General features: G+C 62.2%; 21 protein-coding genes and 1 pseudogene. 13 read left to right on the forward strand and 9 right to left on the reverse strand.

Features of this window, described 5'->3' with window-relative positions; genetic code table 11:
* Positions 1-48: 48 nt before the first annotated feature.
* Both HX823_RS32365 and HX823_RS32370 read left to right on the forward strand, forming a co-directional pair.
* Positions 49-1,050, forward strand: a pseudogene (locus HX823_RS32365) (cache domain-containing protein); the annotation flags it as partial.
* A gap of 87 nt (positions 1,051-1,137) precedes the next feature.
* A complete protein-coding gene (locus HX823_RS32370; RefSeq protein WP_371317980.1) occupies positions 1,138-1,905 on the forward strand; it encodes a methyl-accepting chemotaxis protein in 768 nt (255 codons plus the stop codon).
* On the opposite strand, the gene HX823_RS23560 is transcribed toward HX823_RS32370, so the two are convergent.
* The 3 genes from HX823_RS23560 to HX823_RS23570 all read right to left on the reverse strand — a co-directional run bounded on the left by HX823_RS23560 (position 1,895) and on the right by HX823_RS23570 (position 4,502).
* Complete coding sequence (locus HX823_RS23560; protein WP_177076983.1) at positions 1,895-2,689, reverse strand: alpha/beta fold hydrolase; 795 nt, start codon at positions 2,687-2,689, stop codon at positions 1,895-1,897. The two genes, HX823_RS32370 and HX823_RS23560, sit on opposite strands and share 11 nt — an antisense overlap.
* Before the next feature lie 78 nt (positions 2,690-2,767).
* Entirely contained in the window at positions 2,768-3,670 is a 903-nt protein-coding gene (locus HX823_RS23565; protein WP_177076985.1) for a LysR family transcriptional regulator, read from the reverse strand.
* Between the two features lie 55 nt (positions 3,671-3,725).
* Positions 3,726-4,502 carry a nucleotidyltransferase domain-containing protein gene (locus HX823_RS23570; protein ID WP_038849610.1) on the reverse strand — a complete coding sequence of 259 codons (777 nt, stop codon included), beginning with the start codon at positions 4,500-4,502 and terminating at the stop codon, positions 3,726-3,728.
* Between the two features lie 136 nt (positions 4,503-4,638).
* On the opposite strand from HX823_RS23570, the gene HX823_RS23575 reads away from it, so the two are divergent.
* Positions 4,639-5,589: a transporter gene (locus HX823_RS23575; RefSeq protein ID WP_016979971.1), complete on the forward strand. Its 951-nt coding sequence runs from the start codon at positions 4,639-4,641 to the stop codon at positions 5,587-5,589.
* Between the two features lie 6 nt (positions 5,590-5,595).
* Here the strand turns inward: HX823_RS23575 and HX823_RS23580 are convergent, their stop codons facing one another.
* Positions 5,596-6,624: a UV damage endonuclease UvsE gene (locus HX823_RS23580; RefSeq protein ID WP_177076987.1), complete on the reverse strand. Its 1,029-nt coding sequence runs from the start codon at positions 6,622-6,624 to the stop codon at positions 5,596-5,598.
* A gap of 172 nt (positions 6,625-6,796) precedes the next feature.
* Here HX823_RS23580 and HX823_RS23585 point away from each other — a divergent pair, with 172 nt between their 5' ends.
* The 3 genes from HX823_RS23585 to HX823_RS23595 all read left to right on the forward strand — a co-directional run bounded on the left by HX823_RS23585 (position 6,797) and on the right by HX823_RS23595 (position 9,490).
* Positions 6,797-7,210 carry a DUF2231 domain-containing protein gene (locus HX823_RS23585; RefSeq protein ID WP_038849606.1) on the forward strand — a complete coding sequence of 138 codons (414 nt, stop codon included), beginning with the start codon at positions 6,797-6,799 and terminating at the stop codon, positions 7,208-7,210.
* Entirely contained in the window at positions 7,207-8,499 is a 1,293-nt protein-coding gene (locus HX823_RS23590; RefSeq protein WP_033896589.1) for a sorbosone dehydrogenase family protein, read from the forward strand. Before HX823_RS23585 ends, HX823_RS23590 begins: the two co-directional genes overlap by 4 nt.
* Before the next feature lie 70 nt (positions 8,500-8,569).
* Positions 8,570-9,490: a helix-turn-helix domain-containing GNAT family N-acetyltransferase gene (locus HX823_RS23595; RefSeq protein ID WP_177076989.1), complete on the forward strand. Its 921-nt coding sequence runs from the start codon at positions 8,570-8,572 to the stop codon at positions 9,488-9,490.
* A gap of 37 nt (positions 9,491-9,527) precedes the next feature.
* Here HX823_RS23595 and HX823_RS23600 read toward each other — a convergent pair whose 3' ends face one another.
* Positions 9,528-10,931: an MFS transporter gene (locus HX823_RS23600; RefSeq protein WP_033896592.1), complete on the reverse strand. Its 1,404-nt coding sequence runs from the start codon at positions 10,929-10,931 to the stop codon at positions 9,528-9,530.
* 143 nt (positions 10,932-11,074) lie between these two features.
* Positions 11,075-11,605, reverse strand: a complete 531-nt coding sequence (locus HX823_RS23605; protein WP_177076991.1) for a GNAT family N-acetyltransferase — start codon at positions 11,603-11,605, stop codon at positions 11,075-11,077.
* 153 nt (positions 11,606-11,758) lie between these two features.
* On the opposite strand from HX823_RS23605, the gene proP reads away from it, so the two are divergent.
* From proP to HX823_RS23620, 3 genes are all read left to right on the forward strand, one after another.
* Positions 11,759-13,261: a glycine betaine/L-proline transporter ProP gene (proP, locus tag HX823_RS23610; protein WP_038849597.1), complete on the forward strand. Its 1,503-nt coding sequence runs from the start codon at positions 11,759-11,761 to the stop codon at positions 13,259-13,261.
* A gap of 52 nt (positions 13,262-13,313) precedes the next feature.
* Complete coding sequence (locus HX823_RS23615) at positions 13,314-13,820, forward strand: GAF domain-containing protein (protein ID WP_177076993.1); 507 nt, start codon at positions 13,314-13,316, stop codon at positions 13,818-13,820.
* A 73-nt stretch (positions 13,821-13,893) separates the two neighbouring features.
* On the forward strand, positions 13,894-16,476 hold the full coding sequence (locus HX823_RS23620; protein ID WP_177076995.1) for an EAL domain-containing protein: 2,583 nt from the start codon (positions 13,894-13,896) through the stop codon (positions 16,474-16,476).
* Here HX823_RS23620 and HX823_RS23625 read toward each other — a convergent pair.
* Entirely contained in the window at positions 16,469-17,290 is an 822-nt protein-coding gene (locus HX823_RS23625; protein ID WP_033896597.1) for a helix-turn-helix domain-containing protein, read from the reverse strand. The two genes, HX823_RS23620 and HX823_RS23625, sit on opposite strands and share 8 nt — an antisense overlap.
* A 98-nt stretch (positions 17,291-17,388) precedes the next feature.
* Here HX823_RS23625 and HX823_RS23630 point away from each other — a divergent pair, with 98 nt between their 5' ends.
* Positions 17,389-18,600: an MFS transporter gene (locus HX823_RS23630; protein ID WP_016979981.1), complete on the forward strand. Its 1,212-nt coding sequence runs from the start codon at positions 17,389-17,391 to the stop codon at positions 18,598-18,600.
* 109 nt (positions 18,601-18,709) lie between these two features.
* Positions 18,710-19,876, forward strand: coding sequence for a GGDEF domain-containing protein (locus HX823_RS23635; protein WP_177076997.1), 1,167 nt, complete (start codon positions 18,710-18,712; stop codon positions 19,874-19,876).
* On the opposite strand, the gene iolG is transcribed toward HX823_RS23635, so the two are convergent.
* Together iolG and HX823_RS23645 are read right to left on the reverse strand one after the other, a co-directional pair.
* Complete coding sequence (iolG, locus tag HX823_RS23640; protein WP_177076998.1) at positions 19,873-20,877, reverse strand: inositol 2-dehydrogenase; 1,005 nt, start codon at positions 20,875-20,877, stop codon at positions 19,873-19,875. The genes HX823_RS23635 and iolG overlap by 4 nt on opposite strands.
* Positions 20,878-20,911: 34 nt before the next feature.
* Positions 20,912-21,937, reverse strand: a complete 1,026-nt coding sequence (locus tag HX823_RS23645; RefSeq protein WP_177077000.1) for a LacI family DNA-binding transcriptional regulator — start codon at positions 21,935-21,937, stop codon at positions 20,912-20,914.
* A 124-nt stretch (positions 21,938-22,061) separates the two neighbouring features.
* Between HX823_RS23645 and HX823_RS23650 the strand changes: the two genes are divergently transcribed.
* Entirely contained in the window at positions 22,062-22,898 is an 837-nt protein-coding gene (locus HX823_RS23650) for an SDR family oxidoreductase (protein ID WP_177077002.1), read from the forward strand.
* Positions 22,898-24,031, forward strand: coding sequence for a phytanoyl-CoA dioxygenase family protein (locus HX823_RS23655; RefSeq protein ID WP_177077004.1), 1,134 nt, complete (start codon positions 22,898-22,900; stop codon positions 24,029-24,031). The genes HX823_RS23650 and HX823_RS23655 overlap by 1 nt, the downstream gene beginning before the upstream one ends.
* The last annotated feature ends 5 nt before the right edge of the window (positions 24,032-24,036 follow it).

The following is a 24,036-nucleotide window of genomic DNA, read 5'->3' on the forward strand; positions in this document are numbered from 1 at the left end:
GTCTCCGTTGCATTCATCCCGGTAAGCCTGGTGGCCTTGATTTCTGTCATGAACACGCGGACCCAGGCGGTGGATCAGTTCATCGACGGCAGCACCCGGGAAATCCGTCAGATTGATGGCAACATCCGCCAGTTCTTCGACGGCACCTTGCAAAACGTCGATCAAATGGCCACCAATTCTGTATACACGTCCGTGAGCACACTGAAGAATTACCAGCCTGCCGACGCCGCCAACCAGCCCATGCCCGCCGAGGCGCAAGCCGTGATCGATCGCTTCGCGCGCTTTGGCGCCACACACCCGGCGGCGGCGATCCTGTCCATCGGCCTGGAAGACGGCACCTACGCCAAATGGCCGGATGACCCGCAACTGGCCAAGTACGACCCGCGCACCCGCCCCTGGTACAAAGCGGCCATGGCCAGCCCCGGCAAGACCGTGCGCACCCCCGCGTATTACTACGACAAAGACGACGTCGCCCTGGTGGGCACCGCACGCGCATTGCTGGAAAACGGCAAGGCCAAGGGCGTGTTCGTGGTCAGCGTCTCGCTGAAAAACCTCACCGAACTGCTCAAGAGCATCAAACTGGGCGAAAGCGGCTACGTGATGCTGGTCGAGGACGGCGTGGTGCTGGTGGATCCGCGCAACGCCGCCCACAACTTCAAGCCGCTCAAAGACCTGGGCACAGCCTATGCACAGTTGGCCGACACCGCACAGGGCTCCACTGAAGTGGTGATCGACGGCGTGCGCTACATGGCCAACGTGTGGACCTCCCCCGGCCTCGGCTGGCGCTATATCGGCCTGATCGAACACCGTGAGGTGATGGCCGAAGCCACGCGCATGACCTACCTCACCGCCATCATCGTCGCGGTGCTGGTGCTGATCTTCGGGCTGATCGCGGCGGCGTTCTCCAAGGTCATCGTCAAGCCTATCGGCCAGGTCAGCACCGGCTTGCAGTCCATCGCCCAGGGCGAAGGCGACTTGCGCCACGAACTGCAGGTCCAGGGCAAGGATGAAACCGCCGAACTGGCCGGCTGGTTCAACAAGTTCCTTGCGGCGATCCGCCAACTGATCCAGCACATCGGCGCAGCCTCGGCCAATTTGCAGAACGCTTCCAAGGTCAACAGCGAGGTGGCGCACAACATGAACGAGGCGGCCGGACGCCAGCGTGAGGCGGTCGAGCTGGTCTCTACGGCGTTCAACGAAATGGTCGCCACCGCCAACGAAGTCGCACGCTCCTGCAGCGGCGCGGCGCAATCCGCCGAGAACGGGCACCGTCGCGTAGCCGAGGGCAAGCAGCAGATCGAAGTCACCACCGACAACGTCAACCGCCTGGGGCGCCGCCTGGCCGAGTCATCCCAGGCCATGGTCGAACTGGAGGCCGGCAGCCGCAGCATCAACCAGATCCTTGGCACCATCCGCGCGATTGCCGAGCAAACCAACCTGCTGGCGCTCAACGCCGCCATCGAAGCCGCCCGTGCCGGTGACCAGGGCCGTGGGTTCGCAGTGGTGGCCGACGAAGTGCGCGCACTGGCCAAGCGCACCTCCGACTCCACCGGCGAGATAGAGCAACTGCTCGGCACCCTGGAAAACAAGACCCAGGAAGTCACGCAGAAAATGGGCAGTTGCCTGGACCTGTCGAAGGCCAGTGTGTCGTCCATCGAAAACGCGCGGGACAGCTTTGAAGGGATCCAGACCTCGGTCAACGAGATCCGTGACCAGAACCTGCAAATCTCCGCCGCCGCCGAGGAACAACACAGCGTGGCCGAAGAGATCAACCGGCATATCCAACAGATCTACGACGAGGCGCGCCTGGTGGAAAGCCTGGCCAACTCGGCGCAGGACGATTCGGGGCGGCTGTCGAACCTGTCGGATGAATTGAATGGACTGGTGGGGCGGTTCAAGTCCTGAGGATGTCGGCGATTGCCCGCCACATCGCGAGCGGGTTGGAATACATCGGGAAGTGCCCGCACTGGGCAATCGGTGCCAGGCGCACGCCGTTGGCCTGGATATGCGCCAGGTAGGACAGCCCGGCATTCTGCTCGCCGTACATGAACATCTTGGGGCACGGCAGCCCGAGGAACTTGCCCATCAGGTCCGCGTTGTCAGAGAGTTCGACCATCGACTGGAAGATCCCGCGCACGGCACCGGCACGCACCTTGTGGCGCAGGCTTGCCGAGTAAAGCGCGCTGGCATACGCGGGTGCCTGGCGGGTGCGTTCGATGAAGGCGCTGAAAAACGCCTCGGGATCCTCTGCCGGGTAATCCACGATCTGGCGGCTGAGAAAGCAGTCTTCAGGGGCGATATTGCCTTCAATGTCGGTAAAACTCAGCACGCGATCCGGAAAATGATGGGCCAGCATCAAGGCAGTCAGGCCGCCCATGGAGTGGCCGACCAGGTGGAAGCGTTCGACCTTGTAATGCGTCAGCACCTGCAAGGCGGTTTCCAGCAGGAACGGGATATTGATGCCCGCCAGGCCGGCGCATTGGCTCTCACCGCAGCCGGGAGCGTCGTAGGCGATAAAGGCATGCCCGTCGAACGCCGGGTGCAGGACGATGTCGGCGTAGTCCTCCTTTGTCGAGCCGAACCCGTGCAGGAACAGGATGGGCGCCCGCTCGCCGTCGCGGTGGATCGCCGCTATCTCCACAGCGGTGCAGTCTACGGTCAGTGGAATGAAGGAATGAACGAACGACATGCAAGAGTTCCTTGGCCGAAAAGGTGCCAATTTCAGCGGTTAGCCGCGAGGGTGTAAATGACCGATCGCGTAAGGTTGTCATGCGCCAATCGTATGAGCCTGGAACTGCGCGACCAACTCGGTCACCAAGGGATTAGGCCGCTCACTGTTCCAGGCCACCGCCGTGGTGACCACATTGAGTTTCTGGGTCAGCGGCCGTAGTACCACGTTGTCCGGCGCGAGCTTCTTCAGCGACGCCGGCACCAGCGCAATACCCTGGCCACAGCTGACGAACGCAATCTGCGAGGCTACCGAGCGCACTTCATGCAGCACCCGTGGCGAGAACCCGCTGGCGCGGCAGGTGGCGATCAGGTTGTCGAAATACACCGGGCTGACCTTGCGCGAAAACATCACCAGCGGCTCGCTGGCCAGGCTCGACAGGCTGATACGCGAACGTGCGGCCAACGGATGATCGCTTGGCAACGCCACCATCAAGCGATCTTCGCGCACCGGCAACGACTGGATCGCCGGGCCCAGGTCGCCGTCCAGCCGGGCGAAGGCCAGGTCGATATCCCCGGCTTCCAGCGCCGGCAGCGCCTCGACGCTGTCGATCTCGCGCACCGAAACGGTGAGGTGCGGATACTGCTGCTTGAGCCGGTCGATCAGGCCCGGCAACACATCAAACATCGCCGTGGAAATCGCGCCGATGGTCAGCATGCCCGACTGCCCCGCTACCGCCTCTTCCACCGCCAGTTCCAGGCGCTCCAGTTGCTCGGCGAACTTGCGCACCGCTGGCAGGATCGCCGCGCCCACCGGGGTCAACTTGGCGCCCCGCCGGGAGCGTTCGAACAGCTGGACCTTGAGCGCTTGTTCCAGCACCTGGATCTGCTCGCTCAACGGCGGCTGCGACATGCCCAGGCGCTTGGCGGCGCGGCCGAAGTTCTGCTCTTCGGCAACGGCGAGGAACAGCCAGAGGTGGCGGATAAGGCGGAAGTTGATCATGGCGTTTCCATAGGCTTGGCGTATGCAATCAGCAGTTTAGCGCCAATATACCTATCTATTTTTGTTGGGAAACCATCCAGTCGAGAAAGGCTTGAAGTCGAGCGGAGAATTTCTCGCCCTCCGCGCTGGGGTTTCGCGCCTCGAACAAAAAGAACGCGAGTTGGGCAACCATCGCCGGGTAATGCTGGAGGAACAGCTTGACGTGGTCCTCAAGCGATTGCGGCCAGATCAAAGCCTGCACCGGGCAAAACAGCTGCGTTGAGCGCACCAGCTTGCGCGATGCTTCACGCTGCAAACGCAGCCGCGCTTCGTCAGTCCGGGCCTGGTCGATGCGCAAGAGATAGCCCTTGAGCACCGCTTCAAAGTCACCGTTCAGCGCCCAGGCAATCTCACGGGATGGGCGGAACGCGTCGAAACACGCCGAAAGATCATTGCCCCACACACCACGGCAATGGTGTTTGAGCCAGAAACCCCAGCGATCTTTGTTCTCGGGTGACAGCACCTGCGCGCAATGACCGATATCGAAGTCGATCTTCGTCACTTCCGGATGCCGCTGTTCCAGGGACAGGCGCGTCAGTTCCAGCTGTTCAAGCAATTCAGGTTGAGGCGGTTCACGAAATACCAGCGTGAGATCCAGGTCGGATTCACCGGAAATGGCCTCCGCCCTGGCGACACTGCCATACACATAAATGCCGTCCAGCCCCCACTGCGCCGGTGAAAGGGTGGCGCAAACATCGCTGAGCAACGGCTGGAACTCAGGCTGCAGGGGCAAATCGGTCACGGCCAGGACACATCCTTGGGCGTCGACACCAGTAGGTTGCGATGAATTCACGGGGCACTGTTTCCTTGAGTCAGACCGGCAAGCATGACGGGCAAGGGGCTGACGGCGCAACGACCTTCAATCCTTGGACTATGCTCAAGCGGCCCCTGACAGCACGCACAGTATGGCCAATTGGATAGGAAGTCCTATGAACCCAACGACCCGCGTTTTAAGCCTGCTCACCCTGCTGCCCATCGCGATGGCGCAGGCCGACGACGGCGGTATCAGCTTCTGGCTGCCCGGCCAGTTCGGTGCCCTCGCCGCTGCGCCGACCACGCCGGGCTGGAGCCTGCCGCTGGTTTACTACCATGTGAATGCCAGCGACGGGCGGCACTCAGCCACCCCGCGCGGCGGGCGCACGGTGGTGGGGCTGGATGCCAAGGCCGATCTGTTGTTTGCCAGCCCGACCTACACCTTCGCCACGCCGGTATTGGGCGGTGCCCAGGCGGCGATTTCGGCGGTGGCGGCCGTGGGGCGTTCCGAGGCGAGTGTCGATGCCACCGTGACCGGGCCACGCGGGCGCTCGTTTTCCGGCGGTACCAACGATGCCCTCAAAGGTGCCAGCGATCTGTATCTGCTCGGAACGCTGAAGTGGAACCACGGCGTGCACAACTTCATGGCTTATTCCATGGGCAACCTACCCGTGGGCGCCTATGACCCGGATCGCCTGGTCAATATCGGCCTGGGCCATGCCGCCCTGGACGCGGGCGGTGGCTACACCTTTTTTGACAAGACCAACGAGTTCTCCGCCGTGGCGGGCGTGACCTATAACTGGGAAAACCGCGACACCCACTATCAGAACGGCATCGACGCGCACATCGACCTCAGCGCCTCGCACTTCTTTACCGCACAGACCCACGCCGGGCTGGTGGGTTATTACTTCCGTCAGGTCACCGGCGACAGTGGCAGCGGCGCGGTGCTGGGGGACTTCAAGTCCCGCGTTGCCGGAATCGGGCCCCAGGCGGGGCACTTCTTCAAGGTGGGTGATGAACTGTGGTACGCCAATATCAAGGGCTACTACGAATTCGATGCCAAAAACCGCCCGGACGGCTGGAACATGTGGCTGTCCCTGGTCATTCCGCTGTCTGGCAAAGGCTGACGCGACTCAGGCACTGTGCCGCTTCCAGTGTTCGTAGAACGCGAGAGCGGCGACGTTCTTGTCCTTGGCTTCAAGCATGATGTCGAAGCGATCGAGAAACTGCAGTGCGTAGTCGTTGGTCCAGCGGTTCCACATCTGGGCGCTGTGGGCATAAAGGTCACGCTTGGACACCACCTGCAACAGCGCGTCCATTTCCAACTTGTGCTCGGCGTCGAAACCCAGTTCCTGCAAGACTTCCTGGGGCTGGGAGTAATGCATGGTCGGGCGCACGCCGCGCCAGCTTTCAATCACGCGGGCGACCCGTTCCGAGTGGGGGTCGATATAGTCGTTTTCGTTGATCCAGCAATGATGGATGTCCAACACCACTGGCGCCAGGTCAGCGACTTGCAGGCAATGGTCGAGGCCGTAGGTTTTCTCGTCGTTCTCGAAGGTGATGCAGTTGCGCGCCACCTCCGACAGGCGCGACCACACCGCGCGGGTGCCTTCCACGCCAAGGCGGCCGGCGATGTGCACGTTGCACTTGAGGTCCTGGAAGCGACGGCCGTAGCCCATCATGCGGATCATGTCGGCGTGGTATTCGAATTCAGCCAGGCTGTTTTCCACCACGCCGGGGTTCTCCGAACCCAGCACGCAGTACTGGCCGGGGTGGAAGGACAGGCGGATATCCGACGCACGCGCCAACTCGCCGATGGCGGCGAACCCTTCTACCAACTGGCGCTCGATGGCCGGATCTTGGTACACGGCAGCGACTTTCGGGTGGCTGTAGAACGGCAGCAGGTCACTGCTCAGACGCAGCATGCGCAGGGTCGGCGGTAACTCGGCCACATAGGCCAACAGGCGCAACTGGGCGGCCAGGTTATGCGTAACCACTTCCACCAGCTTGTCGCGGGCCACTTGCGGGGTGACGCTGTCCATCCAGCGCAACGTGGTGGTGCGCGGGTTGAACGGGCCTTCAATCAGCTTCAAGGCACTGGCGGACAGCAGGCGCTCAGGATGTTTGTACTGGCACGCAAAGCCGATGCGAGGTTGAGTCATGGAGGCGCCTGGCGAGAGAAAAGGACGGGATGATACGGCGTTAGGCCGGGGCACCCCTAGAGGGTTCCCACTATTTCGAAACGTTTCACGCTGAACTTTCTCACACGCGACGCGTTCACTTCCTATGCGCTGTCCCGTCCAGGGGCGTTATACAACAAGGAGCCGCCACCCCATGACTACCCTTCCCGTCTACCGATACGGCCCAGGGCCGCTGCATGCGACCTTGCTCGCCGGCACCGTGCCGTTGTTTCTCGGTGCCTTGCTCAGCGACATTGCCTACACCCAGACCTACCAGATTCAATGGGCCAACTTCTCGGCCTGGCTGATTGCCGGCGCGTTGGTGTTCGCCGGCTTCGCGTTTTTGTTTGCGCTGGTCAACCTGCTCCGTGCCGAGCGCAAGGCCGGGCAACCCACGCGTTATGTCTTACTGCTGTTGGCCACCTGGATACTCGGCCTGGTCAATGCCTTCCAACACGCCAAGGACGCCTACGCGTCGATGCCCGGCGGCCTGATCTTGTCGGCGATTGTCTTGCTGCTGACACTGGCGGCCACTTGGACCGGCCTGCGCGCGAGAGGTGTTAAATGAAAACGTCCAGCACATTGACGCTATTGAGCGCCGCCCTGCTGCTCACCGCTTGCGGCGGTGAAGGCGACAAGACCCAGGCCCGTGGCCCCGACCCCAAACTGCCGGAGCAACAAAGCAGCCTGTTGCCGAGCATGAAGATTGCCGAGCCCGCACCCTGGGGCGATCAGAAACCCAAGGTGCCGCAAGGCTACAGCGTCACGGCGATTGCCACTGACCTCGCGATCCCACGTCAGACCCTGGTGCTGCCCAACGGTGACATCCTCGTCGCCGAAGGCCGTGGCGGCAGCGCGGCCAAGCTCAAACCCAAGGATGTGATCGCCAGCCTGATCAAGGCCGAGGGCAACACCAAGGTCAAGGGCGGCAACCGCCTGACGTTGCTGCGTGACGCCGACGGCGACGGCACCTATGAACTCAAGACGGTGTTCGCCGACAACCTCAACGCGCCGTACGGCCTCGCGTTTGCCAACGGCAAGCTCTACGTGGCCAACCAGGATGCGCTGGTGAGTTTCGACTACGCCGACGGCCAGACCAAGGCCGCTGGCCCGCCCACCAAGGTCACCGACCTGCCGGCGCAGATCAACCACCACTGGACCAAGTCCCTGGCGGTGAGTGCCGACGGCAGCCAGCTTTACGTGGGTATCGGCTCCAACAGCAACGTGACCGAGCGTGGCATGGAAGTGGAGATCGACCGCGCGATGGTCTGGCAGATCGACGCCGCCACCGGCGCGCACAAGCCGTATGCCACAGGCCTGCGTAACCCGACGGCGCTGACCATCCAACCGGACACCGGCCAACTCTGGACCGTGGTCAACGAACGCGACGAACTGGGCCCCGACCTGGTGCCGGACTACCTGACCTCGGTGCGTGAAGGTGCGTTCTACGGCTGGCCGTACAGCTACTGGGGCCAGAATGTCGACCCGCGCGCCCAGCCGCAGAACCCGGCCAAGGTCGCCGCCGCGATCAAGCCGGATTACAGCCTGGGCTCCCATGTGGCAGCGCTCGGCGTGGACTTCTCCATCCCCGAAATGGGCGAGCAGTTCGCTGATGGCGTGTTTGTCGGTGAGCACGGCAGTTGGAACCGCGACAACCCGGTGGGCTACAAGGTGATCTTCGTGCCCTTCAGCAATGGCAAGCCATCCGGTGAGCCGATCGACTTTGCCACCGGCTTTCGGGGTGACGACGGCAAGACCCGTGGGCGCCCGGTCGGTGTGACGGTGGACCCCAAAGGTGCGCTGATCATTGCCGATGACCTGGCCAATACCCTTTGGCGGGTGACGCGTAACCGCTAAGCAAAGTGTTTGACATGGTTGCCTGAAGCAACAATATAATTGCTTCAGGCAACCATTCGAGCATTCCAGCATGTCCACTCCCCTGCTTGTCGAACGCGCCGGCATCGTGCGCGGCTTCAATCGCTTCTATACCCACCAGATCGGCGTGCTGCAGGAACACCTGCTGCAAAGCGACTATTCGCTCACCGAAATTCGCGTGATGTACGAGTTGTCTACCCGTGGCGACCTCACCAGCGCCGACCTGTGCCAGATGCTCAGCCTGGACGCGGGTTACCTGAGCCGATTGACCAGTGGTTTCGAAAAGAAGGGCCTGATCCAGAAAGTCCGCTCCGCCACCGACGCCCGCGCGGTGCAACTGCACCTCTCCGACCATGGCCGTGCAGTGCTGGCGCCCCTGGAACAGCAGACCCAAAGCGAAGTCATCGCCCTGCTCGACAGCCTGCCGGAACCCCAACAGCGGCAACTCACCGACGCCATGAAACGCATCCAGGCCCTGCTGCAAGGCACGGCGCCCAGCTACCTGCTGCGCGACCCACAGCCGGGCGACATGGGTGTGGTGGTGCAACAACAAACCGCGTTGTATGCCCGTGAATATGGCTGGAACTGGGAGTTCGAAGCGCTGGTGGCGGAGACGGTCGCCAAGTACTTGAGAGCGTTTGATCCAACCTGCGAGCGTTGCTGGATCGCAGAAAAGGACGGCGACGTGGTGGGCTCGGTGTTCGTGATCCGCCACGGCGACAACACCGCCCAGCTGCGCATGCTCTACGTGGACGCCAGTGCGCGCGGCATGGGCATCGGCCAACGGCTGGTGGATGAGTGCGTACGTTTTGCCCGGCAGGTCGGCTACCAACGCATGCAGCTGTGGACAGTGGACATCCTCAGCGATGCGCGCAGGCTTTATCAGAAAGCCGGGTTCGAGTTGATCGAGGAAGAAACGATAGACAGCTTCGGCAAATCCCTGGTCAGCCAGACCTGGGCGCTCACGCTGTGAAGCGGTCCCGCGCCGTTGCGGCGCGGGACGTTGGACCTTACAGGTCAGTGATTTCCTTGTGACGCGGCACCAGCGTCTTCATCACGCTCCAGGCCACCAGGTAGGCCAGCGCGCAGATGGCGAACATGATCATGTAGCCGGTGTGGATGTCGCCCACGGATTTGTAGTAGTCGAACACCCAACCGCCGATCTTGGTCATGACCACGCCGCCCAGGCCGCCGGCCATGCCGCCGATACCGACCACCGAGGCCACGGTTTTCTGCGGGAACATGTCCGACACGGTGGTGAAGATGTTGCATGACCACGCCTGGTGCGCCGAGGCGCCCACGCCGATCAGCAATACCGGCACCCAGAAGCTGATATAGCCCAATGGCTGCGCCAGCAACACCACCAGCGGGAACAGCGCGATCACCAGCATGGCTTTCATGCGGCCATCGTAGGGCGCATCGCCGCGTGCCATGAAGTAGCTGGGGAACCAGCCGCCGCCGATACTGCCGACCATGGTCATGCTGTACAGCACGGCCAGCGGCATGACGATATCGGCGCCTTTCATGCCGTATTGCGCCGACAAGTAAGTGGGCAGCCAGAACAGGAAGAACCACCACACGCCGTCGGTCATGAACTTGCCGAAGGCAAACGCCCAGGTCTGGCGATAAGTGAGCAGCTTGAACCACGAAACTTTCTTCTCCACGGCGCCAGCAGGTGCAGGGGTGAAAGGCTGCACCGTCTGGTCGCTGCGGATATACGCCAGTTCTTCAGGCGACAGGCGTTTTTGCTCATCCGGTTTCTTGTAGAGCGCGATCCACACCGCCACCCACACGAAACCCAACCCGCCAATCACGATAAACGCCGCTTCCCACCCCCACAAACCGGCAATCAACGGCACGCAGATCGGCGCCAGGATCGCACCCACGTTCGCGCCGGAGTTGAAAATACCGGTGGCCAGCGAGCGCTCTTTCTTCGGGAAGTATTCGGCGGTCGCCTTGATCGCAATCGGGAAGTTGCCTGCCTCGCCAATCGCCAGTACCGCACGGGACAGCATGAAACCGGCAATCGACACCGGGATCACCGCCAGGCCAATCGCCCCGCTGATGGCCGCGATGCCCTCGCCCATCGGCACCGAGAACGCATGCATGATGGCGCCCGTGGACCAAATGCCAATCGCCACTACATAGGCTGCCTTGGTGCCGATCTTGTCGACAAAGCGCCCGGCAAACAGCATGGAGATCGCGTAGACAAACTGGAAGACTGCCGCAATGTTTGCGTAGTCGGTGTTGCTCCAGCCAAATTGCGTAGAGAGCTGCGGCGCCAGCAAGCTGAGCACCTGGCGATCGAGGTAATTGACGGTGGTCGCGAAAAACAGCATCGCGCAGATGGTCCAGCGATAGTTGCCTACCGCTTGGCCAACGCGGTGTGCGTTGATGGGCTCGTTCAAGTTCATGGCATCACTTTTTATTTTTGTTAGGTAGGACATATGTAACGTCATATGTCGTCGTACAACTGCAGCTTTTATATCGGGACGCCAGAACACTGTCAATCTGAAAGATTGCCGCCTATCGAGGTATTGCGCGGGTATGTGAAATGTCAGGCAAAAGGAGTTGTAGGATGACGAACGCGTAGTACCAGGCTTGGTGCCTTACCCGGCACATCGTCGAGCGTACCGAAAGGCTGCATGCCAATTTTTTCCAGCACGCGGATGGATGCCGCGTGATCCGGCCGTACCAATCCGAACACTTCGGGCAGGCCGAGTGTTTCGAAGGCCAGCGTTAATGCATCACGGCCCAACTCGGTGGCGTAGCCCTGCCCCCAAGCTTCCACCGCAAACCGATATCCAAGATTTATGCGCCTGTCGGTCAGGTAGTCCATCGGCGCAATGCCACCAAAGCCGATGATGTGATCCGGCGCTTCGACGCGTGCGATCGCCCACCAGCCGTAACCTTGGGATGCCCACTGTGCGAGCCAGTGATCCAGCAGGCGTTGTGCAACCTCCAGGTTGGCCATGGGGCCGGCCGGGTTGAACAAGTTGGTCTGCGGATCGCCGTAGATCGCGAATAATCGCTGCACGTCACTCGGTTGTGGTCGGCGGTAGGTCAGGCGCGAGGCGGCAACGGGCATTCGGTTTTCTCCTGGGTAAACCTGTGAAGTTCAATGCATGTGCAAAAAAACGCAAATAGAGGTGAATTATTTCATGTCCGCTTGTATCTGAACTGACAGAGCGGTGCCATCGCAACGATGGCACCTCCCCTGTTCTGCTTTAGAGTGTCCCGCATGAAATTACGTAAGAAAAGCGTCAAGCCCATCGGATTGAAAGACATCACCATCGTCGACGACACCAAGGTGCGCAAGGCAATCACCGCCGCTGCCCTGGGTAACGCCATGGAATGGTTCGACTTTGGCGTCTACGGTTTTGTCGCCTATGTGCTCGGCAAGGTGTTCTTCCCCGACGCCTCGCCCAGCGTACAAATGATCGCTGCACTCGGTACGTTCTCGGTGCCATTCCTGATCCGTCCCCTGGGTGGCCTGTTCTTCGGCGCACTGGGCGATAAATACGGGCGGCAAAAGGTCCTCGCCGCGACCATCGTGATCATGTCCTTGAGCACCTTTGCCATCGGCCTGATCCCCTCCTACGCCTCGATTGGCATCTGGGCGCCGATTTTGCTGTTGCTGTGCAAAATGGCCCAGGGTTTCTCGGTGGGTGGCGAATACACCGGCGCGTCGATCTTCGTCGCCGAATACGCCCCGGACCGCAAACGCGGCTTCCTCGGCAGTTGGCTGGACTTCGGTTCCATCGCCGGTTTCGTGCTGGGCGCGGGCGTGGTGGTGCTGATCTCAAGCATTTTGGGCGAAGCCGACTTTGAGTCATGGGGTTGGCGCCTGCCGTTCTTCCTCGCCCTGCCCCTGGGCATCATCGGCTTGTACCTGCGTCATGCGCTGGAGGAAACCCCAGCCTTCCAGCAGCACATGGACAAAATGGAGCAAGGCGACCGCGAAGGCCTGACCCACGGCCCGAAAGTCTCGTTCAAGGAAGTGGCGACCAAGCACTGGCGCAGCCTGCTGACCTGCATCGGCATCGTCGCGGCGACCAACGTGACCTACTACATGTTGCTCACCTACATGCCGAGCTACCTGTCGCACAACCTGCACTACAAAGAAAACAGCGGCGTGCTGATCATCATCGCGATCATGGTCGGCATGCTGTTCGTGCAGCCGTTCATTGGTTTTATCAGCGATAAGATCGGCCGCAAGCCGTTCATCATCGCCGGCAGTATCGGCCTGTTGTTCCTGTCCATCCCGGCGTTCATGTTGATCACCAGCGGCAAGATCGGCCTGATCTTCGCGGGCTTGCTGATCCTTGCCGTGATCCTCAACTTCTTCATCGGCGTGATGGCTTCGACGTTGCCCGCCATGTTCCCGACGCACCTGCGCTACAGCGCGTTGGCCAGTGCGTTCAACGTGTCGGTGCTGATCGCTGGTGTGACCCCGACCGCCGTGGCCTGGCTGGTAGAAAGCACCAACGACCTGTTTATGCCTGCCTACTACCTGATGGTGTTTGCCGTGGTCGGCCTGATCACCGGCCTGACCATGAAGGAAACCGCCAACAAGCCCCTGCGCGGCGCAGCGCCGGCGGCTTCGGACATGGAAGAAGCCAAGGAGTTGTTGCAGGAACATCACGACAATATCGAGCAGAAGATCGAAGACATCGATGCCGAGATTGCCGAGCTGGAAGCCAAGCGCAAGAACCTGGTCGAGCAGCATCCCCGTATCAACTAAACCCTGACCCTGCGTGGCGGCCAAGGCCGCCACGCTATAGGAGTGTTCACCTATGGTTCCAAGCTTCACCGCAGCCTCGTTACTCAGCGCAGACGAACGCGCCGCCATCGCCGAAATCGAAGCCACCACCAGCATCCTGCAACTGGTCACCCGCCTGACCGGCATGCGCTTCGCCGGGATCGCCAAATTCACCGACCTGGATTGGGTGGTGTGCTCGGTCTACGACCCGCTGCAAATGGGCATCAACGTCCACGATGTACTCGACCTGGAAACCACGCTGTGCAGCGAGTTCTGCATCAACCCCCAGGCCCTGTTCATCCCCGAGATCAGCAAGAACGGCCGTTTTGCCACGCGCCCGGTGGTCAAGCAGTTCGAGATTGAAAGCTACGCCGGAGCGCCGATTTTCCTGCCCGACGGCCGTTTGTACGGTGCGCTGTGCGCGCTGGACTCGCGCGCCATGCTGTTCGACGACCCCAACCTGCCGGAAACCCTCAGCCTGTTTGCACGGCTGATCGGCTGTATTTTCTATGCAAACTTGACGACGACCGGCGATACATAAGCACTCATTTTCTGACCCGCGCGGCCGATAACACGAGATACCCCTGACTTGCAGTGACGCCCTGCGGGAACCAATGCCGAATACTCTCGCTCCCATCGTCCGCTCGCTCTCCGATCGCACCAGCCTCTCCCTGGCGCGCACCTCGCTTCTGCGCTTCATGGCCTTGCTGGCCGTGGTGTTTGCCGCCGCGGCCTATTCCCTGGTCTACCTGGCTCATGAACTGGACCGCTCCGAGCAGGTTGAAAGTGCGTTCTATACCCGTAAAGCCGTGCAGTCGCTGGAAAAATCCTTGCGCGTGACGGTCAAGGACTACGCCTTCTGGAGCGACGCCTACAAACATTTGCATATGACGGTCGACACCGATTGGGCCTTTGCCCGTGGCAATATCGGCGCCACCTTGTTCGATGACTTTGGCTTTCAAGGCCTGTTCGTGGTCGACGACGCCAACCGCACGGTCTATGCCGTGGTGGACGGCCAGTTGCAGAGCGTCGAACTCACCCAGTGGCTCGGCGGGCCCATCACCGAGATTCTCGAGCAGGCTCGCGCGGGCGCCGAGGATGAAACGCCCACCACGGCCTTTATCAACGTACGTGGCAGCCCTGCACTGGTGGCCGCCGCCGCCATCACCCCCGGTACCGACCCCACGGTGTTGCCCGACGGCCGACCGGCGTCGGTGCTGATCTTCGTCGACATCCTCGACAGCGCCAAACTGGCGGTGATCGGCGATGAGTTCGGCGTGGACAAACTGCACATCGCCACCCCCGATGAAATCGGCAAGACCTTGCTCTTCCCCCTCGGCGACAACGGCGCAGCGGGCAGCCTGCACTGGGAACCGGCCCGCCCAGGCTTGCGTTTGATGGGGGTCGGCCTGCCCCTGCTGGGCCTGGCGGCATTGCTGGTGTGCTTGATGACCTGGGTCATATCGCGCCGCGCTACCGCCGCGGCGTTGGCCCTGGATGCCAGCCATACGTCGCTGCAGAACAGCCAGACCGCCCTGGCCACCAGCGAAGCCCGCTTTCGCGATGTGGTCGAGGCCAGTTCCGATTGGGTCTGGGAAATCGACGCCGGCTGGCGCTTCACCTACCTGTCGGAACGCTTTGAAGGCGTCACCGGGCTGGTACGCAACGCCTGGGTCGGCGCCGCGATAAACGACTTGCTGGAGACCGAAAGCGGCCAGCTGTCCCAGTGGCTGAGCACACCCGGACGTCGCCCGGACATCAGCGTGCAGTGTCGTTACGTCGATGCGCTGGGGTTGGAGCGCAGCACGCGGCTGTCCGCGCGGCAGATGCCCTGTGGCGGGTTTCGCGGCACCGCCACCGATGTGACGGAAGAGGTCGAAGCCCGTCGACGCATCGAGTTCTTGTCCCAACACGACGCCCTGACCGGGCTGCCCAACCGCACGCGCCTGCAAGCGTTCCTGGAAGGCAAGTTCAAGGCCATGCCCACTTCGGAGCAGCCGCTGGTGATGCTCAGCCTGGACCTCGATCGCTTCAAGCCGGTCAATGACCTGCTCGGGCACGCTGCCGGTGATCGGGTGCTCAACGAAGTGTCGTCCCGACTGGCCGACTGCGTACGCCACGGCGACCTGGTCGCGCGTATCGGCGGTGATGAATTTGTGTTGATCCTGACCGATGCCGGCACACAGGATGAAGTTGAAGCCCTGTGCAAGCGACTGATCGAATCCATCGAGCGCACCATCAGAATCGACGAACAAGAGGTGTTTGTCAGCGCCAGCATCGGTATCGCCATCGCCCCCAACGATGCCCACGAGGCCGCGGAGCTGCTGCGCTACGCTGACATTGCCCTGTACGAGGCCAAGGCTGCGGGCCGCAATACCTGGCGCTTCTACTCCGGCGACATGAACGCACGGATCATCGAACGTCGACGCCTGGAGAGCGACCTGCGCTATGGGATCAAGCACGGCGAACTGCGCTTGCATTTCCAGCCGCGCTATCGCATCGCCGACGGGCAGATGGTTGGCGCCGAAGCCCTGGTGCGCTGGCAGCATCCGGTGCGTGGGTTGATCGCGCCAGACACCTTTATCCCGATTGCCGAAGAGTCCGGGCTGATCCTGGCGTTGAGCGACTGGGTACTCGAAACCGCCTGCACGCGTGCCGCCCAATGGCCGGAGCACCTGTTTGTATCGGTGAACCTGTCACCCTCCGAGTTCAAACGCGGCAACCTGGTGGAGCGCACACGCCAGGCGTTGGCGAGCTCCGGTATCGACCCGGCCCGGGTGGAACTGGAAATCACCGAAAGCGTCATGCTCGATGATGCCAGCGGGGCACTTGAGGTCATGCACACGCTCAAGCACTTGGGCCTGCGCATCGCCATGGATGACTTCGGCACCGGCTACTCCTCGCTGAGCTACCTGCGGGCGTTCCCCTTCGATGGCTTGAAGATCGACCGCAGCTTCCTGACCCGCCTGGAAGAAAGCGATGACGACAAGGCGATCATCCAGGCGATTGTCGGCCTGGGCCGGGCATTGGCCCTGACGGTGACCGCCGAAGGCATCGAAACCGCCGAGCACCTTGCATTGCTCAAGAGCGTGGCGTGTGAAGAGGGCCAGGGCTATTTCCTCAGCCGACCGCTGGACGTCGATGGCTTCAACGACCTGCTGGGCCTGCACGCCCCTGCCACGCAGGGCGCTATCTGAAAAAATGGCTCGGCGTCTTGCCGAACTGTTTCTTGAACATGCTGGTAAAGGCGCTCGGGCTTTCATAGCCCAGCTCCAGGGCGATATCGATCACCTTCTCCCCCACCGCAATCCTCTCCAAGGCCAGCAGCAGCCGCGCCTGCTGGCGCCACTGGCCGAAGGTCATGCCGGTTTCCTTGCGGAACAGACGCTGGATGGTTTTCTGGTCCAGGTTCAAGCGCTCGCTCCAGTGGGCGACCGTGGAGGCATCGCCGGGCTCTTCCTGCAACGCCAGGCAGATGCGCTGCAAGCGCGGGTCGGAAGGTTGCGGCAAGGACAATGGCAGGGCCGGCAGGATGGCCAGTTCGTCGAGGATCAGGTGCATGATCCGCGCATCCCGTGAATCCTCGGCATACGGCGGTTTCAAGCTCACCGACGCCTTGATCAGCTCGCTCAGCAGCGGCGAAATGCTCACCGTCTTCGGTTCGCCCGGCATGTTCGGGAAACGATCCGGGCGCACAAACACGCTGCGCATTTTCAAGGTGCCCACGCACCGCAGGGAATGCACCTGCCCGGCGGGCATCCAGATCCCGCGATTGGGCGGCACCGTCCATTGGTTGAGCGCCGAGTACACCACCATCACGCCTTCGATGGCGTAGAGCAGTTGGTGCTTTTCGTGGCTGTGGTCGGGGATCACCCAGTTTTCCGGGTAATCCGTGGCGGAACTGATGACCGCCCAGGCGCCTTCGTTGATTTCCTGGAGGAATTCGTTCAGTGGTTTGATCATTTCGCCCTTTTTGCAATAGTTGCCGCCCGAATTACGCGAGACAGGCATTCCCGACGAATCTAGCATGAACGCCGAATCATTTTGTAATGGATGGCGACCTTAAGAAGTTGCCGCCTCTGATTAGCTGCCTTGTATGGAATGCCTGCATGTCGACCCTCACCGCGTCACCCGCCGCTGCAACCACCACACCCCAAGCCAGCCCTTTGGTCATGCGCGTCCTCGGCGCCTGCGCCCTGGCGCATTTGATCAATGACCTGATCCAGGCCGTGCTGCCGTCGATCTACCCGATGCTCAAGGCCAACTACGGCCTGTCGTTCACCCAGGTGGGCCTGATCACCCTGACGTTCCAGCTGACTGCATCCCTGCTGCAACCGTGGATCGGCTATCACACCGATCGCCACCCGAAACCCTGGCTGCTGCCGGCGGGCATGGTCTGCACCTTGATCGGCATTCTGATGCTGGCGTTTGTCGGCACGTTCCCGGCGATTCTGCTTGCAGCAGGCCTGGTGGGCGTCGGCTCGTCGACCTTCCACCCGGAAACCTCCCGCGTTGCGCGCCTGGCGTCCGGCGGTCGCTACGGCCTGGCGCAGTCGACGTTCCAGGTCGGTGGCAACACCGGCAGCGCTTTCGGCCCCTTGCTGGCGGCCGCGATCATCATTCCCTACGGTCAGAGCCATATCGCCTGGTTTGGGCTGTTTGCCGTGTTCGCCATCCTGGTGCTCTACGGTCTGAGCCGCTGGTATCGCCACCACCTCAACCTGTTCAAGCTCAAGCAAGGCGGCAAAGCCACCCACGGTTTGTCCAAAGGCCGCGTGACCTTTGCCTTGGTGGTGCTGGCCGTGCTGGTGTTCTCCAAATACTGGTACATGACCAGCCTTACCAGCTACTTCACCTTCTACCTGATCGAAAAATTCCAGCTGTCGGTCGCAAGCTCGCAGATGTACCTGTTCCTGTTCCTCGGCGCCGTGGCCGTGGGCACCTTCGCGGGCGGCCCGATCGGCGACAAGATCGGGCGCAAGAAAGTCATCTGGTTCTCCATCCTGGGTGCCGCGCCGTTCACCCTGGCCCTGCCCTACGTCGACCTGTTCTGGACGGCAGTGTTGAGCGTGGTGATCGGGTTCATCATCGCGTCGGCCTTCTCGGCCATCGTGGTGTACGCCCAGGAACTGGTGCCAGGTAACGTGGGCATGATCGCCGGGATCTTCTTCGGCCTGATGTTCGGGTTCAGCGGGATTGGCGCAGCGTTGCTCGGTTTGCTCGCGGATACCCACGGTATCGAGTACGTCTATAAGCTGTGTTCGTTCCTGCCATTGGTGGGCATCCTGACGATCTTGCTGCCCTCGACCAAGGGCGCCTGACCTGCCGATCATCGCCTGGCCGTGTGCCATCACGATGAATGCTCTGAAAAACCTGCGTGTGCGCTTACAATCCCGGTTCTAAACGCACACCAGGCAGACCCGGCAAGAAATGACGCTCGACCCTCCTACGATTTTGGCACTCACCGTTGCCCTGGCAGCCGCTGCCGCCCTGTACCTGGCCGTTGAATGGCGCAGCGTGCGCGAACCTTCGCTGCTGTGCTGGAGTGCCGGTTTCGCCACCATCACCGTCGGTTCCACCCTGGCCCTGCTGCGCCTTAATGGTTACCTGACGATTGGCATCTGGTTCGCCAACGGCTTGCTGGTCACCGCGCACTTCCTGTTTTTGCTGGGCGTGGCGCGGTTCACCCAAACGCGGCTGTCGATGCTGTGGCTGCTGATGCTGGTGGTCTGGCTGGGCATGCTGATGCTGCCGGCCGACCCTTCCTGGTCCAAAGCCATGCTGGCGGTGCAGTCGCTGCTGGTGGCGTTGCCGACCCTGCGCGCCAGCTTTTTGCTGCGGCCCCACGGCAAATCCCTGAGCATCGGCGCGGTGCAGTTGCGTTATGTGCTGCTGATCCATGGCGCGTTCTATGTGGCCAAGGCGCTGTCGGTGCTGATCCCTGGCACCTTGATCGACCTTGCCGCGTTCAAGGGCGAGATCATCCAGATTTCCCTGGTGGAAGGCGCCATGGCGATCATGCTGATCGCACTGTCGATGACCGGCTCCGAACGCTACCGCCGCGAACAACAGATCGCCCGCCTCGCTGCCCGCGACCCACTGACCGCCCTGTACAACCGCCGCGCCCTCGACCTGCGCGCACCGCGCCTGCTGGCCCAGGTCTCGCCGGCGCAACCCGGCGCTTTACTGCTGATCGACATCGACAACTTCAAGTCGGTCAACGACCTCTACGGCCACACCGCCGGCGACCGTTTGCTGATCGCCTTGAGCGAGATGATTCGTAGTGTGGTGCCCCAAGGCGCGCTGGCCGCACGCCTGGGCGGGGATGAATTCGTGATCCTGCTGAACCCGGCGTCCACCGAACAGATCGTCGAACTGGGCAGCAGCCTGCGCGACCAGTTCCATCAACTGGCCTCGCAGACCTTCACCACCCCGGCGCCGGTGACCCTGAGCATCGGCGCCACCCTGTTCGACCAGCCGCCACCAAGCCTCACGGCGTTGATCGAGCAAGGCGATACCACGCTGTATGAAACCAAGCGTGGCGGGCGCGACAGCATTCGCCTGGTCGACCGGACCGGCGCCAGTTCCTACGGCTAAAGGTCGTAACTGACCGCCACGCTGCGCCCGGTCTTCACCGACTCCAACGCACAGTCCGCCAAATGCAACGCATACAGCCCATCGCGCACACTGGTGGGCAGTGCATTGCCGCTGTTCAGTGCATCGATGAACTGCGTCAGCTCATTGCGATACGCATCCGCATAGCGTTCCAGGAAAAAGTGCTGCAACGGCTCCAGCGCCTCGGTGTGTTCGGCGCTCCAATGGCGCAAGGTGCTCGGGCGGTGGTTGTCGGTGAGCAGCACGCCGTTGGCGCCGGACACTTCCACGCGCTGATCGTAGCCATACACCGCCTGGCGGCAGCAGTTGATGTGGCATTGCTTGCCGGAGGCGGTGCGCAGCAGCACCATTACGCTGTCGTAGTCGTCGATCTCGGCCAGGCTCGGGTCCACCAGGCGGCTGGCGATGGCGCTGACCTCCACCGGTTCTTCGCCGAGCAGGTGGCGGGCGGTGTCGAAGTCGTGGATGGTCATGTCGCGCAGGATGCCGCCGGAATGGGCCAGGTAGTCACGCGGCGCCAGGCCGGGGTCGCGGCTGGTGATGATGACCTGGCGCACCGCGCCGATCTGCCCGGCGTCGAGGGCTTGGCGCAGGCGCAGCATGTCGGGGTCGAAGCGCCGATTGAAGCCGAGCATCACCTTACCGCCTTGGCGTTCCACGGCTTGGGCGGCGCTGCGGGCCTTGGCGATATCCAGGTCGATGGGTTTTTCGCACAGCACGGCCTTGCCTGCGGACACCGCCGCCAGGAGCAAGTCGATATGCGTGTCGGTAGGCGTGCCGATCACCACCGCGTCGATGTCGTTGCGGGTCAGCACGGCGGCGCAATCGTAGGCAGCCTCGCAACCCAATTGCGTGCTCAGCGCATCGACGCCTTCGCGCCAGGGGTCGGCCACCAGTACCAGCGTGGCATGGGGGTGGGCGGCGACGTTGGCGGCGTGGATCTTGGCGATGCGCCCCGCACCCAGAACGGCGATTCTCAGCATGGTCGAACTCCTGATGTTGTTTTTGAGGGAGTACTTAATCCGGCAGGTTGAACGGTGTGACGATCTGCACCTGGGAGGGCGCAATCGGCCCGGCCTTCCATAGCCGGTGGTACTGCAAGATGTGCAGGAACACGTGGCGTGCATCGATCTGCAGGTTGTGATCGATGATCGCCGCGACTTTTTCTTCGCGCAGCAGTTGGCGGTTTTCTTCGTCGAGGTCGTGGCCGATAAAGACCTCCAGCGTCCGGCCCTGGGCGGCAAAGGCATCGACAATCGCGCGGTTGCCGCCGCCGACGCTGTACACCGCCTTCAATTCGGGATGCTGTTGCAGCGCCTGGGTCACCCGCTCGAAGGTGCGGTCGTACACCCCGTAGCCGCCGCTGACATCCAGAACCCGCAAATGCGCAGCACGCCCACGCAGCCAGGCGCGAAAGCCCATCTCGCGTTCTTCTTCGCCACGGAACAATTCTCTGCCGATCACCACCGCCACGTCCTGGGGCAGCGCCGGCAGCCAGCGCGACATCAGGTAGGCGGCGGTCTGGCCGGCGGTGCGGTTGTCCATGCCGACGTAACCGATGCGCTCGCTTTGCGGCAGGTCCGTGACCAGGGTAACCACCGGAATGCCCGCCGCAATCAGCTGCTTGACCGCCAGGTTTACCGCCGGCTCATCTGCCGCCTTGAGCACCACGCCCTGGCTGCCGGTGTCCAGGCAGCGCAGCAACTGGTCGTGCATGGCCTGGGGCTCGATCTCTTCGAACAGGTGAAAACGCGGGGCGATCCGGAACGGCGCCAGGCTGCCCAGTTGCGCGGTAATCGCCGCCTGCACCGCCGCGCTGAAACGCTTGGGCGTGTGCATGATCACGTCAACGTGAAAAGTGCGCCCCACCGCCAGGCCGTTTTTCTCCTGGGACTCCAACTCATCCAGCGCCTGTTCAATACGCCGCCGGGTCTGGGCATGCACGCTGCCGCGCAAATGCAGCACACGGTCGACCGTGGCTTTGCTCACCCCCGCCTGGGTGGCGAGCTGCTTGATGGAGAAGTGTTTGGCGCGTTCGAGCATGAGTTTCGCCTGAGGTGTTTTTGAGGTGTTTTTTGGGCGTTACTGAGGTTTCGCAATGCTAGTCTCAGTTTTGCCCGGCGTCGAGCCAGGCGATGAACAACAACAAAAAATCCTGGAGAACTGCATGCCTAACACCGATCTCGCCACGTCGTTCAGCGGCCAATATTTTGTCGTCACCGGCAGCACCCAGGGCCTTGGCGCAGCGGTGGCGCGCACCCTGGCCGAGCGCGGCGCCGCCGGCTTGATCATCTGCGGACGCCGTCGCGCCCAAGGCGAAGAACAGGTACGGCTGCTGGCACAGCTGGATTGCCAGGCATTTTTTGTCGAGGCGGACCTGGAAAAAGTCGAGGATTGCCGGGCGATCATCGACGCGGCGCGCACCCACTTCGGCACCTTGCATGGGCTGGTGAACTGCGCCGGCATGTCGGATCGCGGCACCATTCTGGATACCTCGCCGGAGCTGTTTGATCGGCTGATGGCGGTGAATGTGCGGGCACCGTTCTTCCTGATGCAGGAAGCGCTGAAGCTGATGATCAGCAACGGTGTGGAAGGCGCCGTGGTGAATATCCAGAGCGTCACCGGGCATGGCGGGCAATCCTTTCTCAGCGCCTATGCGGCGTCCAAGGGCGCGTTGGCGATCCTCACCAAGAACGTGGCGTTCAGCGCGCTGCGCAACCGCATCCGCGTGAATGGCCTGAATATCGGCTGGATGGACACGCCCCATGAAGATGATATCCAGCGCCAGTACCACGGCGCCCAGGATGGCTGGCTGGAGAAGGCTGAACGCGCACAACCGTTTGGCCGCCTGCTCAAGCCCGAAGAGGTGGCGCGTAGCGTGGCGTTCCTGCTGTCCCGCGAGTCGGGGATGATGACCGGCTCGGTGATCGACCTGGAGCAAGGCGTGGTCGGTTGCACCGACGGCGGCAGCCCGCAGCCCAACCAGGCGCTGGGAGGTGTGTGATGTCGGTGTTCGTGACTGAAAAGGCCGTGCGCCTGGCGGATTTCAGCGAACTTTGCGCGCAACAGGTCAATCCCGAGGATTACCCGCTGTGCGCGCAAGTGCTGAACAATGTGCCGATCTATCAGGCCCAGACTCTGCGCAACGCTGAGCGTTTGACAGTGATGGATGAACTGCACCGCCTGTTCCGTGACGGGCCAGGGGTGATGGTGGTGCGCCGGGCTTATGAAGACCTGGAAGTGGTGGACCGCCACAGCCAGGTGTTCGAAGCGATTTTCGCCAACGAGGCCGCGCAAGGGGTGGCCGCCGACCACTTCGCCAAAGCCGGCAGCAATGGGCGCATCTGGAATTCGTTGCAGAAAGCCGCGCTGGAGTCGCCCGCCTCTTTTGTCGAGTACTACGCCAACCCGTTGCTGGGCTTGATCGCCGAGGCATGGCTGGGCCCGAGCTATCAGGTGACCGCCCAGGTCAACGTGGTGCACCCCGGAGGCCAGGCGCAGCAGCCCCACCGTGATTACCATTTGGGGTTCCAGACCAATGACGTGGTGGAGCGCTTTCCCCTGCCCCTGCACCTGTTGTCCCAATACTTGACGCTACAGGGCGCGGTGGCGCACTCGGACATGCCGCTGGAAACCGGCCCGACCCAACTGCTGCCGTTTTCCCAGCAATACGCCCTGGGTTATCTGGCGTGGCGGCGCCCGGAGTTCATCGACTACTTCCAGCAGCATGCCGTGCAACTGCCGCTGAACAAGGGCGACCTGTTGTTCTTCAACCCGGCGCTGTTCCATGCCGCCGGCACCAACCGCACGCCGGACCGCCAGCGCATGGCCAACCTGCTGCAGATCTCCTCGGCATTCGGCAAACCCATGGAAGCCCTCGACCGCGATCGCATGATGCTCGCAGTGTACCCGGCCTTGCTCGATAACACCGCACTGGATGCCCAGGCCGTACACGCCGTGATTGCCTGCACCGCCGACGGCTATTCCTTCCCCACTAACCTGGACACCGACCCACCTTTGAAGGGCCTGGCCCCGCAAACCGGGCAGCAGTTGATGCAGCAAGCCCTCGACGAACGCTGGCCGCTTTCGGACTTTGCCGCTGCCGTGGCGCAGATGCGAGCCAAACGCCAAGCGTGAACCCT

Origin of the sequence: Pseudomonas sp. P7759 (assembly GCF_013386445.1) — a bacterium.
Taxonomy (GTDB): domain Bacteria; phylum Pseudomonadota; class Gammaproteobacteria; order Pseudomonadales; family Pseudomonadaceae; genus Aquipseudomonas; species Aquipseudomonas azotoformans_A.